Source organism: Limnohabitans simekii (SeqCode) (genome assembly GCF_965234735.1).
GTDB lineage: Bacteria > Pseudomonadota > Gammaproteobacteria > Burkholderiales > Burkholderiaceae_C > Limnohabitans > Limnohabitans simekii.
In genome coordinates this window covers 1-14117 of record NZ_OZ248547.1, presented here as the reverse complement: position 1 = coordinate 14117, position 14117 = coordinate 1, and the positions used below count along the sequence as shown (strand labels likewise).

Annotated in this window: 12 protein-coding genes and 1 pseudogene; 9 read left to right on the top strand and 4 right to left on the bottom strand. The window is 60.0% G+C overall.

Features of this window, described 5'->3' with window-relative positions; genetic code table 11:
- A complete protein-coding gene (locus tag AC8GFP_RS13440; RefSeq protein ID WP_506614033.1) occupies positions 1-876 on the top strand; it encodes a DMT family transporter in 876 nt (291 codons plus the stop codon).
- Positions 873-1361 carry a glutathione peroxidase gene (locus AC8GFP_RS13435; RefSeq protein WP_506614031.1) on the top strand — a complete coding sequence of 163 codons (489 nt, stop codon included), beginning with the start codon at positions 873-875 and terminating at the stop codon, positions 1359-1361. The genes AC8GFP_RS13440 and AC8GFP_RS13435 overlap by 4 nt, the downstream gene beginning before the upstream one ends.
- Before the next feature lie 55 nt (positions 1362-1416).
- Here the strand turns inward: AC8GFP_RS13435 and glcF are convergent, their stop codons facing one another.
- The 4 genes from glcF to tkt form a co-directional block, all read right to left on the bottom strand.
- Positions 1417-2649, bottom strand: a complete 1233-nt coding sequence (gene glcF, locus AC8GFP_RS13430; protein ID WP_506614029.1) for a glycolate oxidase subunit GlcF — start codon at positions 2647-2649, stop codon at positions 1417-1419.
- 8 nt (positions 2650-2657) lie between these two features.
- Positions 2658-3785, bottom strand: a complete 1128-nt coding sequence (glcE, locus tag AC8GFP_RS13425; protein WP_506614027.1) for a glycolate oxidase subunit GlcE — start codon at positions 3783-3785, stop codon at positions 2658-2660.
- Between the two features lie 8 nt (positions 3786-3793).
- Positions 3794-4792, bottom strand: coding sequence for a type I glyceraldehyde-3-phosphate dehydrogenase (gap, locus tag AC8GFP_RS13420; RefSeq protein ID WP_506614025.1), 999 nt, complete (start codon positions 4790-4792; stop codon positions 3794-3796).
- Between the two features lie 69 nt (positions 4793-4861).
- The gene (gene tkt, locus AC8GFP_RS13415; protein WP_506614022.1) at positions 4862-6916 is read right to left on the bottom strand and encodes a transketolase; all 2055 of its coding nucleotides are present in this window, start codon (positions 6914-6916) and stop codon (positions 4862-4864) included.
- A gap of 165 nt (positions 6917-7081) precedes the next feature.
- On the opposite strand from tkt, the gene AC8GFP_RS13410 reads away from it, so the two are divergent.
- The 7 genes and pseudogenes from AC8GFP_RS13410 to AC8GFP_RS13380 all read left to right on the top strand — a co-directional run.
- Complete coding sequence (locus AC8GFP_RS13410; protein WP_506614058.1) at positions 7082-7885, top strand: nucleotidyltransferase family protein; 804 nt, start codon at positions 7082-7084, stop codon at positions 7883-7885.
- A gap of 306 nt (positions 7886-8191) precedes the next feature.
- Positions 8192-8461, top strand: a complete 270-nt coding sequence (locus tag AC8GFP_RS13405) for a BrnT family toxin (protein ID WP_506614020.1) — start codon at positions 8192-8194, stop codon at positions 8459-8461.
- Positions 8445-8744, top strand: coding sequence for a BrnA antitoxin family protein (locus tag AC8GFP_RS13400; protein ID WP_506614018.1), 300 nt, complete (start codon positions 8445-8447; stop codon positions 8742-8744). The genes AC8GFP_RS13405 and AC8GFP_RS13400 overlap by 17 nt, the downstream gene beginning before the upstream one ends.
- A gap of 24 nt (positions 8745-8768) precedes the next feature.
- Positions 8769-10151: an aminopeptidase P N-terminal domain-containing protein gene (locus AC8GFP_RS13395; RefSeq protein ID WP_506614016.1), complete on the top strand. Its 1383-nt coding sequence runs from the start codon at positions 8769-8771 to the stop codon at positions 10149-10151.
- 50 nt (positions 10152-10201) lie between these two features.
- Entirely contained in the window at positions 10202-10837 is a 636-nt protein-coding gene (locus AC8GFP_RS13390; protein ID WP_506614014.1) for a hypothetical protein, read from the top strand.
- A 21-nt stretch (positions 10838-10858) separates the two neighbouring features.
- On the top strand, positions 10859-13180 hold the full coding sequence (locus AC8GFP_RS13385) for an NADP-dependent malic enzyme (protein ID WP_506614011.1): 2322 nt from the start codon (positions 10859-10861) through the stop codon (positions 13178-13180).
- Between the two features lie 180 nt (positions 13181-13360).
- Positions 13361-13756: pseudogene (locus AC8GFP_RS13380) on the top strand (barstar family protein); the annotation flags it as partial.
- Positions 13757-14117 lie beyond the last annotated feature (361 nt).

Here is a 14117-nt window from a genome sequence, read left to right as displayed (position 1 = left end):
ATGCGCCAACCTGTCTTAGGCCCGGTGTTGGGCTTGCTGTTCAATGCCTTGGCGTTTGGCGTGTCTTGGTGGCCGCTGCGCGAAATGCAGCTGCGTGGTTTGCACCCGCTGTGGGCCACGGCCTTCATGTATGGCCTGGCGCTGGTGGCCGTGAGCTTGCTGCGGCCGCAAGCCTGGCGCGGCCTGCTTCGCCACCCGGCGCTTTGGTGGTTGTTTGCCGCCTCGGGCCTGACCAACTTGGGTTTCAACTGGGCGGTCACCATGGGCGATGTGGTGCGGGTGGTGCTGCTTTTTTACACCATGCCCGCTTGGTCGGTGCTGCTGGCTTGGTGGTTGCTGGGAGAGCGGCCCAACCGCTTGGCGGTGTTGCGATTGGGTTTGGCCTTGGCCGGTGTGGCGCTGGTCTTGAAAACCCCAGAGATGGACTGGCCGTGGCCGTCATCGCTGTGGGACTATTTGGCGCTGTTGGGCGGCGCCAGCTTCGCCTTGAACAATGTGATGCTGCGCAAAATGGCCCACACCCCCGAGGCTGAACGCATGACCGCCATGTTTGCCGGTGGCACCTTGGTCACCGCCTTGACCGCCACAGCTGGCAGCAGCGTGGGTTGGATCGCGGCGCCGCCAGACCTGTCATGGTGGCCGATTGCCGTGGCCTTTGGCTTGTGCATGTTGCTCTCCAACCTGAGCCTGCAATATGGTGCGGCCCGTTTGCCGGCGGCCACCACCTCGCTGGTGATGCTGTCGGAAATTGTGTTTGCCACCTTGTCTTCGGTGGCCTTGGGTGCGGCAGAATTGAGCGAGCGCAAACTTTGGGGCGGGGCGCTGATTGTGTTGGCCGCCGTGCTCACCACGTTGAACAACAAGGAAAAACCATGACTGCATTGCAAGATTTCCAAGCCAAAACCATCGCCGGTCAAGCATTCCCTCTTGCTGATTTGCAGGGCAAAGCAGTGTTGATTGTGAACACCGCCAGCGCCTGTGGCTTCACGCCGCAGTTTGCCGGCTTGCAAGCGCTGCACGAAGAATATGGCCCGCAAGGCTTGGTGGTGCTGGGCTTTCCCTGCAACCAATTCGGCAGCCAAGACCCCGGCAGCAATGAAGAAATTGGGGCGTTTTGCCAAGCCAACTATGGCGTGAGTTTCACCATGATGGACAAGGTTGAGGTCAATGGCGCGAATGCCCACCCCTTGTTTCAATGGCTCAAAGCGCAAGCGCCGGGCTTGCTCGGCAGTGAAGGCATCAAGTGGAACTTCACCAAGTTCTTGTTGAATCGTCAAGGTGAAGTGGTGAAGCGCTATGCGCCTTTGGACAAACCGGCCAGCTTGGCGGCAGACATTGCCGAAGTTTTAAAGCAAAGTTAACTTCACAAGCGCCAACCTTCACCTTCAGGCTTGTTTGAATCCGCCCCTTGGTCCATCAGGCCAAGGCCGCGTCCAGCGCTTCCACCCAATGCCGCACCGGCAGCGCCGTGCCGCTTTGCAAATGCGTGATGCAGCCGATGTTGGCGCTCAAAATGGCCTGCGGTTGCATCTCGTTCAGGTGGCCCAGCTTGCGGTCGCGCAATTGGGTGGCGATGGTGGGTTGCAACACGCTGTAAGTGCCTGCCGAGCCGCAGCACAAATGCGCTTCATTGCTGGCCACGCGCACCTTGAAGCCCAAGGCGCCCAAGTGGGTTTCGACACCGCCTTTGAGTTGTTGACCATGTTGCAAGGTGCAGGGCGGGTGAAACGCCAACAAGCCTTGTTGCTGCGCTTTGTGTGTTTGCAACTTGTTTTGCAACTGCGGCACCAAGCTGGGCATCAACTCGCTCAGGTCTTTGGTGAGTTCGCTGATGCGACGGGCTTTCTCGGCATACAGCGGGTCGTTGCGGAAAATGTGGCCGTAGTCTTTCACGGTGACGCCACAGCCAGACGCGTTCATCACAATCGCTTCCACGCCTTGGCCCACATAAGGCCACCAGGCATCGATGTTGTTTTTCATTTGCACGTGGGCGGCGTCTTGGTCGTTCAAGTGAAACTTGACGCCGCCGCAACAACCCGCGAGTGATTCGACGATGGTTTGAATGCCGCAAGCATCGAGCACACGGGCGGTGGCGCTGTTGATGTTGGGGCTCATCGCCGGTTGCACACAACCGGCCAGCATCAACACCTTGCGTTCGTGCGTGGCGGTGGGCCACACACCCGCCGAGCGGCTCTCGGGCACCTTGGCCTTGAGGCTGTCGGGCAGCAAGGCCCGCACCGATTGGCCCAGCTTCATGGCCGGTGCAAACAAGGGTGAGGACAAGCCTTCTTTCAAAGCCCAGCGCACGGTTTGTTCGGCAGCGGGGCGCGGCACTTTCTCGTCCACCAGCTTGCGGCCAATGTCCACCAAGTGGCCGTATTGCACGCCGCTGGGACAGGTGGTTTCGCAGTTGCGGCAGGTCAGGCAACGGTCTAGGTGCAGTTGGGTGTCGCGCGTGGGCGCCACGCCTTCGAGCACTTGCTTGATCAGGTAAATGCGGCCACGCGGCCCATCGAGTTCATCGCCCAACAGTTGGTAGGTGGGACAGGTGGCGGTGCAAAAACCGCAGTGCACACACTTGCGCAAGATGGCTTCGGCTTCTTGGCCGTCGGCGGTGTTTTGGTATTCGGGGGCGAGGTTGGTTTGCATGGTGAGGTTTACTGAAGACCTGCGCGACCCGTGTTGAACACGCCCTTGGGGTCAAACTGCTGTTGCAGGGCTTGTTGGATGCGCTGCTGCGCCAACGGCAAGGGGTGGAACACGGGTGGTGTGGCGTTCATGGTGTGGGCTTGGCGGAACAAGGTGGCGTGGCCGCCTGCGGTTTGGGCTGCGCTTCGCAATTCACCGTGCGCCTCTGCGGGCGCCCACAGCCAACGCAAAGCACCATGCCATTCAATGTAGGGCGCGTAGGGCAAATTCAAAACCGGCGCGGTTTGCGGCAGACTCAAACGCCACAAACAAAGTTCAGGCGAAGGCGCTTTGAAAAACGCCAAGCTTTGTTCACGACCCGCTTGCCAATCGGCTGCAGCCGTGTGCTGGTCCATGCGCGAAGCGGTGCCACCCAAGGCTTGCACCTCGGCGATCATGCGCGGGCAAGCAGACTCGACGGCCGCCACCGCGCCCCGCAAGCGCACAAACAACAGGTCTTGCGCGGGTTTGGCGGTGGGGTCGTGCACCCAGGCACTGGCGTTCAGCGGCAGGGCTTGCCCGCCCCAGCGGTGCAACAGTTCAAGCGCATCATGTTGGGACAGGGCACACATCAGCGTGGCTTCGGCCGGTGCCACGGGCAAGACCTTCAAGGACATCTCGGTGATGACACCGAGCGTGCCCAGACTGCCCGCCATGAAACGCGACACGTCGTAACCGGCCACGTTCTTCATGACTTGGCCGCCAAAGGTGAGCGACTCGCCCAAGCCATTGAGCAACTGCACGCCCAGCACATGGTCGCGCACACCGCCGACATTGGCGCGGGCTGGGCCCGCCAAACCCGCAGCCACCATGCCGCCGACCGTGGCACCCGCGCCGAAGTGCGGTGGCTCGTAGGCCAAGGATTGGCCTTGCTCGGCCAGCAAGCTTTCAAGCTCTGCCAAGGGTGTACCGGCCTTGACCGTCACCACCAATTCGCTGGGCTCGTAGCTGACCACGCCGCGCCAGCCCCGGGTGTCGAGCACCTGGGTGTCTGCGTGGGTGTCGCCATAAAACTGCTTGGTGTTGCCGCCTTGAATGCGCAGCTTGTGCCCGTGGGCCGCCGCATCCAAGATGCGGTCTTTGAACTCAGAAACCACAAAAACCTTTACTTGGCGATGACCCGCACCATTTCCAAACACTTGTTGGAGTAACCCCATTCGTTGTCGTACCAGGCAACGATCTTGACAAAAGTACTGTCCAGCGCCAAACCCGCATCCGCGTCAAACACGCTGGTGCAAGGCTCGCCACGGAAATCGGTGGCCACCACTTTGTCTTCGGTGTAACCCAGCACACCCTTCAACGCGCCCTGGCTTTGCGCTTTCATTTCGGCGCAAATTTCGGCGTAAGAGGCTTCCTTGTTCAGCTCCACCGTCAAGTCCACCACCGACACGTCGGAGGTGGGCACACGGAAAGACATGCCGGTGAGTTTTTTGTTCAGCGCGGGGATGACCACGCCCACCGCTTTGGCGGCACCGGTGCTGGAAGGAATGATGTTTTCCAAGATGCCGCGGCCACCGCGCCAGTCTTTGTTGGACGGGCCGTCCACGGTTTTTTGCGTGGCCGTGGCGGCGTGCACCGTGGTCATGAGGCCGCGCTTGATGCCCCATTTGTCGTTCAACACCTTGGCCACCGGGGCCAAACAGTTGGTGGTGCAAGACGCATTGGAGACGATGGTTTGACCGGCGTAGGTGGCGTGGTTCACACCGTACACAAACATCGGCGTGTCGTCTTTGGAAGGCGCCGACAGCAGCACTTTTTTGGCGCCTGCGGCCAGGTGTTTTTCGGCGGTGGGTTTGTCGAGGAACAAACCGGTGGCTTCAATCACCACATCGGCATGCACCTCGTTCCATTTCAACGCAGCCGGGTCGCGCTCTTGCGTGAGGCGAATTTTTTTCCCGTTGACGATCAGGTTGCCGCCGTCGACCGACACTTCGCCTTGGAAGCGACCGTGCACGCTGTCGTACTTCAGCATGTAGGCCAGGTAGTCGGGTTCCAGCAAATCGTTGATGCCGACGATTTCAATGTCGTTGAAGTTTTGCACCGCGGCGCGAAACACCATGCGCCCGATGCGCCCGAAACCGTTGATACCTACTTTGATGGCCATGATGGGTCTTTCTTCTTTCAAGTTTCAAAAAAGGGGAGGGCTGGCAACGACCGCGCCAGCCCGTGAATTTCAGCGTGACGACAGCACCTTCAACACCGTCTCAGCGACATTCTTCGGCGTGAAGCCAAAGTGCTCGAACAGCACCGGCGCTGGGGCACTTTCACCATAGGTGTCGATGCCAACCACGGCTGACACGCCGTATTTCCACCAGCCGTCGGTCGAGCCCATTTCCACCGCGACGCGAGGAATGCCTTGGGGCAACACGGCCGATTTGTAGGCCACGCTTTGGCGGTCGAAGGTGGTGGTGCTGGGCATGGAGACCACGCGCACAGCAACCTTGTGTTCGGCCAACAAGGCTTGGGCTTTCAGGGCCAGTTGCACTTCCGAGCCGGTGGCGATGATGACCGCTTGGGCTTTTTTGTTCAGGCCCACTTCAGAAGGCTCGGCCAGCACGTAAGCACCCTTGTTGATCGCGTCCAAACCGCTGGCGTCTTTGGCGGCGCTGTCACCCTTGGGCAGGTAGGGCAGGTTTTGACGGCTCAGCAACAAGGCGGTTGGGCGGTTGGCGTTTTGCAAAGCCACGGCCCAAGCGACGGTGGTTTCAGCCGTGTCCGCCGGGCGCCAGACATCCAAACCAGGAATCAAGCGCAATGACGCGGCGTGTTCGATGGATTGGTGGGTGGGGCCGTCTTCGCCCAAACCGATCGAGTCGTGGGTGAACACATGGACCACGCGCTGCTTCATCAGCGCGGCCATGCGGATGGCGTTGCGTGAATAGTCAGAGAAGGTGAGGAAGGTGCCGCCGTAGGGGATGAAGCCGCCGTGCAAAGCGATGCCGTTCATGATGGCGGCCATGCCGAATTCGCGCACGCCGTAGTTGATGTGGCGACCGCCCTGGCCGTGCTCGTCCTTCACCACATGACCGGCCAGATCGACCCGCAAATTGGGTGTGGACTTGGTGTTGGTCAGGTTCGAGCCGGTGAGGTCGGCGCTGCCGCCGAGCAACTCGGGGATGGCGGCGGTGAAGGCTTCCAGCGCCAATTGGCTGGCCTTGCGGCTGGCCACGGTTTCGGCTTTGGTGTTGGCGGCCACCACCGCATCGACCACGGTCTGATGGAAGTTTTTCGGCAAGTCACCGGCCATGCGGCGTTTGAACGCGGTGGCCAAGTCGGGGTGCGCCGCCGCATATGCCGTGAACTGGTGGTTCCAGTGTGCTTCGGCTTTGTGCCCTTTGTCTTTGGCGCTCCAGTCGTCGTAGACCTCGGTGGGAATGACGAAGGGGGCGTGGGGCCAATGGATGGCGGCGCGGGTGAGCGCGATTTCGTCAGCGCCCAAAGGTTCGCCGTGGGCTTTGGCGGTGTCCACGCGGTTCGGGCTGCCCTGGCCGATGTGGGTTTTGCAGGCGATGAGCGTGGGCTTGTCGGCGCTGTGCTTGGCGCTGGCGATGGCGCGGCTGACCGCTTGCACATCGTGGCCGTCCACGGTGACCACGTTCCAGCCGTAGGCTTTGAAACGTGCCGGGGTGTCGTCGATGAACCAAGGCGTGACCTTGCCGTCGATGGAAATGCCGTTGTCGTCGTACAAGGCGATGAGTTTGTTCAGCTTCCAAGCACCGGCCAAGGCGCAGGCCTCGTGGCTGATGCCCTCCATCATGCAACCGTCGCCCATGAACACATAGGTGTGGTGGTTGACGATGTCGTGGCCGGGGCGGTTGAACTCAGACGCCAAGAGTTTTTCGGCCAGCGCCATGCCCACCGCGTTGGTGATGCCTTGGCCCAGCGGGCCGGTGGTGGTTTCCACGCCGGGGGTGATGCCCACTTCGGGGTGACCGGCGGTTTTGCTGTGCAACTGGCGGAAGTTTTTCAGCTCGCTCATGGGCAGGTCGTAGCCGGTGAGGTGCAAGAGCGCGTAAATCAGCATCGAGCCGTGGCCGTTGGACAGCACGAAGCGGTCGCGGTCCGGCCAATGCGGGTGTTGGGGGTTGTGTTTCAGGTGCTCGCCCCACAAAGCCACCGCGATGTCGGCCATGCCCATGGGTGCGCCGGGGTGACCGGAGTTGGCTTGCTGGACCGCATCCATTGCCAGTGCGCGGATGGCACTGGCCATTTGTTGGTGGTTGGCCATGGGAAAGGCTCCGATCAAAAATAAAGCGTTGGGGGGAGGGTCGACCATTTTAGCCAGACGCTGGCTACACTCTTTGGCGTGAACAACCTCCCTGAAACAAGCCCTTTGTCCGCCGCTGAGGCTGCGCCTCACGCCGGCGAAAAAGCTGGTTGTCGGGCCCAGGCCATGCTGCTGGCCGCAGGGCGCGGCGAGCGCATGCGCCCACTCACCGACCACACACCCAAGCCCCTGCTGCACGTGCGCGGCCGTCCCTTGCTCTGGTATCCCTTGCAGGCTTTGGCTTTGGCAGGCGTGCCGTCGGCGGTCATCAACACCGGTTGGCTGGGCGATCAGATCGAACCGGCCTTGGGGTCTGTCTTTTCGCCAACTGTTGCTGATGTCGGCATGACACCCGCCGCCAGCTTGCAACTGCGCTATTCCCACGAAGGGCGCGGCGCAGGCGAAGCGCTGGAAACCGCGGGCGGCATTGTGCGGGCCTTGCCGCTGCTGGAGGAGGTGTTTTGGGTGGCGGCAGGCGATGTGTTCGCGCCGGACTTTGCGTTTTCTGCTTTGGACTTTGAGCGCTTCAAAGCCAGCCCCCATTTGGCGCACATTTGGCTGGTGCCCAACCCCGCGCACAACCCGCGCGGTGACTTTGGTTTGTCGGCGCAGGGTTTGGCTTTGAATCTGGCAAAACCTCAGGTGGGGCTGGCACCGCCCGTCCCTGAAAGCGCATGGCTTCAGCCGCCAAGGGCTTTTCCATCAGAGCCTTCGCCGCCGCTTTTCACGTTCAGCACCATCGCGCTGTACAAACGCGCTTTCTTTCAAGCCGACTGGTGCCCGATTCCTGCCGGCAACCCAGAGGGTGTGAAAGCGCCTTTGGCCGCCATGCTCAGGGCCGCCATGGACCGTGGGCTGGTGGGCGCTTCTTTATATGAAGGTCTGTGGGTGGACGTGGGCACGCCCGAGCGCTTGGCGCAGCTCAATTAATTGGGGTCAGATTCCAATTGTTTTAATTGTTCCGAGAAGGGTGTTTTGGGGCGGCCTCAAAATGCCTTGTTTTGAGGGGTGGTCAGCAAGGACGGGGCTTGCAGCCGTTTTCATGATACATAAATTCAGCGTTTTGCTGAAATTTTGTATCACGCACTGAGAAAAATCCCGCCAAATTAATTGGAATCTGACCCCCATTTTTTTGCTTGAGTTTCTCGTTCTTTTTTCAAGGGCTGTACTTACGCCAACATCTGCCACGCGCGGTTGAAATCCAATTGACAAGCCAACTTAGCGTAGCTACATTAAATGGACATCGCGTTTGACCCCTTCAAAGACCAAGCCAACATCGCCAAGCATGGCCTGTCCCTCGCTCTGGCCCCAGAGCTTGATTGGAGCGCGGCACTGGTTTGGGTGGATGAACGGCAAAACTATGGTGAATTGCACATGATTGGCTTGGTTCCCAAAAGCCCCAAGCTGTTTTATGTCGCGTTTGTCGATCGCGGAGATGTTCGCCGAATCATCAGCCTGCGCCGCGCCAACCAACGAGAGGCGAATCACTATGTCCACAACACCTGAACGAAGCCGCATCCGCATCCCGACAGCCGCCGAGGACCGGGCCATCACAGCCGCCGCAAACGCCGACCCAGAGGCCCAACCGCTCTCAGCACAGCAATTGCGCGACATGGTGCCGCTGCGAACGCTGCGTGGACGCCCCAAATCGAACCACAAAAAGTTGCTCGTGTCGGTGCGTTACAGCCCGGAAGTGATCGACTATTTCAAATCCACGGGTGAAGGTTGGCAATCGCGCATGGACGGCGTGCTGCGCCAGTATGTTGCGCAACAAGCCAACCGCAGTTGAACAAGCCGCTCCTACAATCCCGCCATGACCTCCATTCACGCGCAACGCCGCGCCGCATTGGCCGCCAAACTCGGCACGGGCGGCGTCGCCATCATCCCGACCGCACCGGAACGCGCCCGCAACCGCGACAGCGATTTCCCGTACCGCCACGACAGCTACTTTTATTACCTGAGCGGCTTCACCGAGCCAAACGCCTACCTGGTCATCCACGCCAATGGGCAGACCACTCTGTTTTGCCAACCCAAAGACCTTGAGCGCGAGATTTGGGATGGCATCCGCTTGGGGCCGCAGGCCGCGCCCGCCGCTTTGGGCGTGACCCAAGCCCATTCGGTGAATGAGCTCGACAAAGAGCTGCCCAAACTGCTGGAAAACCAAACCACGGTCTGGTTTCCGTTCGCCACCCACGCCGCCTTGACCGCACAAGTCGATGGCTGGCTCACCAGCGTTCGCGCAAGAGCCCGCATGGGCGTGTCCTGCCCCTCGGCGCAGCAAGACCTGTGCGTTGTGTTGGACGAGATGCGCCTCATCAAAGACGCGCAAGAACAAGACACCATGCGCCGCGCCGCCCGCATCAGCGCCCACGCCCATGTGCGGGCCATGCAAACCAGCGCCCGCATGTTGCGGGCTGGCCAAGACGTGCGCGAATACCACCTGGACGCCGAGTTGCTGCACGAATTTCGCCAGCACGGCTCGCAGTTCCCCGCCTACACCTCGATCGTCGCCGCTGGCGCGAACGCCTGTGTGCTGCATTACCGCGCCGACGCCGCACCCATCCGAGATGGCGAGTTGGTGCTGATTGACGCTGGTTGCGAGCTTGACGGCTATGCCTCGGACATCACCCGCACATTTCCCGCCAACGGTGTGTTCAGCGCCGCGCAAAAAGACCTCTACCAAGTGGTGCTGGCCGCGCAACATGCGTCTGCCGCCGCCACCAAAGCGGGCGCACGTTTCAACGACCCGCACGAAGCCGCGCTCAAGGTGTTGTCGCAAGGTCTGCTGGACTTGGGCCTGCTGCAAACCGCCAAGCATGGTTCTCTAGAGGATGTGCTGGAGAAAAAAGCCTATTTCCCGTTTTACATGCACCGCACCAGCCACTGGCTGGGCATGGATGTGCACGACTGCGGCAGTTATGTCGAGCCAGGTGAGGCCAACACCACGCCTGCCAAAGCCGACCCGCTCACCGGTCTGATGGTGCAAGCGCGGCCCAGCCGGGTGCTGCACCCGGGCATGGTGCTCACGCTCGAACCGGGCCTGTATGTGCGCCCCGCTGATGATGTGCCGCAAGCGTTTTGGAACATCGGCATTCGCATCGAAGACGACGCCATCGTCACCGCCACCGGTTGCGAGCTGATCACCCGCGATGTGCCGGTGGAAGTGGCCGAGATCGAAGCCTTGATGCGGGCTTGAGACTGTCTGTTCTTCAAGCCCTGACAAGCTTCAGGCAAAATCGCCCCCCTATGACAAACACACTCTGGCGCTACGGACGTGTCTTGGCCGTTCTTTGGATGGCAGGCTCGTTCAGCCTGTTTGCAACAGCCGAGACCTTGCTGTGGGGCGGCCGCCCCGAGTTCGGCATCGAATTAGAAGAAGAAAAATCACCCGACGGCACGGGCTTGACCCATTCCATCACCTACATCCCCGCTTTGATGTTTCCAAACGGCCCGATCAACCGCTTTGACCTGCTGTTGATGGATGAGCGCGAACAAGAAACCACCGACGGCGTGGTGGCCAAAACCAACATCACCAAGGTGGCGTTGCGTGTGCGCAAAAACATCCGGTTTGGCGGCGACTGGGGCATGTATGTGCGGGCCTTGGTGGGGCATGCCAACACGCCCAGCGAGCGCTACAACTATGGCTACACCGACCTGGCGCTGCGCTATGAACATGATTTTTTTGGCTTCATTGCGGGTGTACGGGTGCAGCGCAGCTTGGACGGCACGCCCGGCCATGACCGTAACAAATTTCGACTCGGCCCCAGCTTTGACATCGGCGAGCACCACGAGTTGGAATTCCGCTGGGTGCGGGCCTGGGATGCCCACACACACGCCCGCGAAAGCGACGCCACCATCCTCGAGTACACCTACAAATTTTGAAGCCGTTTTTGGAGATTGACCATGCCTGACCGCAAAACGGCGCCGACCGACCACACCAGCCCCGAAGCCCGCGCCGAATTGCGCCGCGCCGCCCTCGAATACCACGAGTTCCCCATCCCCGGCAAAGTGGCGATTCAAGCCACCAAGCAGTTGGTCAACCAGCACGATTTGTCGCTGGCTTATTCGCCCGGTGTGGCCGCGCCTTGCGAAGAAATCGTCAAGGACCCGAACAACGCCTACAAGTACACCAGCCGGGGCAATTTGGTCGCCGTCATCACCAACGGCACCGCCGTGCTGGGCTTGGGCGACATTGGTCCACTGGCCGCCAAGCCGGTGATGGAAGGCAAGGGCGTGCTGTTCAAAAAGTTCGCTGGCATCGATGTGTTTGACATCGAGGTGAACGAGAAAGACCCGGACAAACTGGTCGACATCATCGCCGCGCTCGAGCCCACCTTTGGGGGCATCAACCTCGAAGACATCAAAGCGCCCGATTGTTTTTATGTCGAGCGCCAACTGCGCAAGCGCATGAAGATTCCGGTCTTCCATGACGACCAGCACGGCACCGCCATCGTGGTCGGTGCGGCCATCTTGAATGGCTTGAAAGTGGTGGGCAAAGACATCGCCCAGGTCAAGTTGGTCGCCTCTGGCGCAGGTGCTGCGGCCTTGGCGTGTTTGGGCATGCTGGTGAAGCTGGGCATGCCTTACAAAAACATCTGGGTCACCGACTTGGCTGGCGTGGTTTATGAAGGCCGCACCGAGTTGATGGACGAAGACAAAATCCAGTTCGTGCAAAAAACCGATATGCGCACTTTGGGCGAAGTGATTGACGGCGCCGATGTGTTTTTGGGCTTGTCGGCGGGCGGCGTGTTGAAGCCCGAGATGGTGCAAAAAATGGCGGCCAAGCCGCTCATCTTGGCGCTGGCCAACCCCACGCCGGAAATCTTGCCCGAAGAAGTGCTGAAGGTGCGCTCTGACGCGATCATGGCCACCGGCCGCACCGACTACCCCAACCAGGTCAACAACGTCTTGTGCTTCCCCTACATCTTCCGTGGTGCCTTGGACGCTGGTGCGTCGACCATCACCTCGGAGATGGAAATCGCCGCCGTGCATGCGATTGCCGAGCTGGCGCAAGCCGAGCAAAGCGAGGTGGTGGCCGCAGCTTATGCCGGTGAAACCTTGGCGTTTGGCCCCGAGTACCTGATTCCCAAACCGTTTGACCCGCGCTTGATGATGAAGATCGCGCCGGCGGTGGTGCAGGCCGCGATTGCCAGTGGTGTGGCGCAGCGCCCGATCACCGACATGGACGCTTACCGGGAAAAGTTGCAGTCGCTGGTGTATGCCTCCGGCTCGGCCATGAAGCCGGTTTTTGCAGCTGCCAAGCGCGGCAGCAAAAAACGCATTTGCTTTGCCGAGGGCGAAGACGAACGGGTGTTGCGTGCCGCGCAAATCGTGCTGGACGAAGGCTTGGCCAAACCCATTTTGATTGGTCGCCCGGCCATCATCAGCCAGCGCATCGAACGCTTTGGCCTGCGCCTGAGCGAAGGCAAAGATTACCAAGTGGTGAACGTGGAAGACGACCACCGTTACCGCGATTTTTGGCAGACCTACCACCAACTCACAGAGCGCAAAGGCGTCACCGCCCAACTCGCCAAGATCGACATGCGCAGACGCCTGTCGCTGATTGGCGCGATGATGGTGCACAAGGGCGAAGCCGATGGTTTGATTTGCGGCACCTGGTCCACCCCCGACTCGCATTTGCACTACATCGACCAAGTGATTGGCCTGCGCCCAGGTGTCAGCACCTATGCCTGTATGAATGCCTTGTTGCTGCCCGACCGCCAAGTGTTTTTGGTCGATACCCACATCAATTACGACCCCAGCGCCGAGCAATTGGCCGAAATCACCATCATGGCCGCCGAGGAAATGAAACGCTTTGGTGTCGAGCCGCGTGCCGCTTTGCTGTCGCACTCGAATTTCGGCAGCAGCAACCAGCCCACCGCCGTGAAAATGCGCCAAGCCCTGGCCCTGATACAGCGCCAAGCGCCCTGGCTGGAAGTGGACGGGGAAATGCACGGCGATGTGGCGATTGACACACCTGCACGCAAGGCCCTGATGCCCAACAGCAGCTTGCTGTCTGATGCGAATTTGCTGGTTTTGCCAAATTTAGACGCGGCCAACATCACCTACAACCTGCTGAAAACCGCGGCAGGCGGCAATATCGCCATCGGTCCGGTGTTGCTGGGGGCCGCCAAACCGGTGCAAATCCTCACCGCCAGCACCACGGTACGTCGGATTGTGAACATGACCGCCATCACGGTTGCCGACATCAATGCAATAAGGTAGATTGTTTTGGCGCTAGTGTGCGCCAACATTTTTTTATATTTTGACCCTTCGCCGAACACAGGTGAGATGCACAGCCCTTGCCAAAAACCCGTCCTTGGCCGATAATGGCCAGATTGTTTTTTCGGGTTAACCCTTGGCCTCTGTGTTTGTCAGAGGCCATTTTTTAGGAATACTGTGGCGATGGACATGCCTCTTCGTACGGTCAAAACCAATATCGTTCAGTCGATCCGCGCATTTCGCGTGGCCGATCTGCAAGACGCCGCGGCCCAACTGGGCCAGCACTTCTTGTATGCCAACCTGGCTTCTGCGCAAAGCAAGCAAGACATTTTGGACATGACGGCTCAGCAGTTCATCTTCCCCGCCCAGTCCAGCAAAAACTTCGACACCTTGTTCGACAGCATGAGCGATGCTTTGTACAAGTCGGGCGCCCAGCCTGGTTTTGTGGTGGTGTTGGAGCACATCCCCGCCCATGCCAAATTTGACAAAGAGGCCCGCGAACAATTGCTGGACGTGTTCCGCGAAGCCGCCGAGTTCTGGGCCGAGCGCAAAGTAACTTTCCGCTGCTTCTACTCTTTCTCGGTCGCGCGTGCCGCCGCTGGCGAACGTGCCACTGACGTCGCAGAAGCCCATGGCATCGACTTGGGTGACGGTGAAAAAATGCCCACCGACAAATTGGTCGACGTCTCGCCCTTGGCACTGCGCATGAGCAGCCCATTCAACGCCGGGTATTGGCTCACAGCAGCCTGATTTTTCAAGAGCGCTGCATCACCAAGCCCCGCACTTGTGAACTGCACCCCAAAAGCTGGACACCAGTCCAACCTTTGGGGTGTTTTTCATGGCGAGATATGACGAGAGATTCAAGCAACAAGTAGTTCAGGAATACCTGACAGGCATTGGCGGCTACAGAGCGCTTGGTACCAAACACGGCATCGATCAA

Excerpts from the sequence above, each read along its gene's own strand:
- AC8GFP_RS13405 (WP_506614020.1), top strand. The coding sequence starts at position 8,192 with ATGGACATCGCGTTTGACCCCTTCAAAGACCAAGCCAACATCGCCAAG.
- AC8GFP_RS13440 (WP_506614033.1), top strand. The coding sequence starts at position 1 with ATGCGCCAACCTGTCTTAGGCCCGGTGTTGGGCTTGCTGTTCAATGCC.
- AC8GFP_RS13410 (WP_506614058.1), top strand. The coding sequence starts at position 7,082 with ATGCTGCTGGCCGCAGGGCGCGGCGAGCGCATGCGCCCACTCACCGAC.
- tkt (WP_506614022.1), bottom strand. The coding sequence starts at position 6,916 with ATGGCCAACCACCAACAAATGGCCAGTGCCATCCGCGCACTGGCAATG.
- AC8GFP_RS13435 (WP_506614031.1), top strand. The coding sequence starts at position 873 with ATGACTGCATTGCAAGATTTCCAAGCCAAAACCATCGCCGGTCAAGCA.
- AC8GFP_RS13390 (WP_506614014.1), top strand. The coding sequence starts at position 10,202 with ATGACAAACACACTCTGGCGCTACGGACGTGTCTTGGCCGTTCTTTGG.
- AC8GFP_RS13385 (WP_506614011.1), top strand. The coding sequence starts at position 10,859 with ATGCCTGACCGCAAAACGGCGCCGACCGACCACACCAGCCCCGAAGCC.
- glcF (WP_506614029.1), bottom strand. The coding sequence starts at position 2,649 with ATGCAAACCAACCTCGCCCCCGAATACCAAAACACCGCCGACGGCCAA.
- AC8GFP_RS13400 (WP_506614018.1), top strand. The coding sequence starts at position 8,445 with ATGTCCACAACACCTGAACGAAGCCGCATCCGCATCCCGACAGCCGCC.
- gap (WP_506614025.1), bottom strand. The coding sequence starts at position 4,792 with ATGGCCATCAAAGTAGGTATCAACGGTTTCGGGCGCATCGGGCGCATG.
- AC8GFP_RS13395 (WP_506614016.1), top strand. The coding sequence starts at position 8,769 with ATGACCTCCATTCACGCGCAACGCCGCGCCGCATTGGCCGCCAAACTC.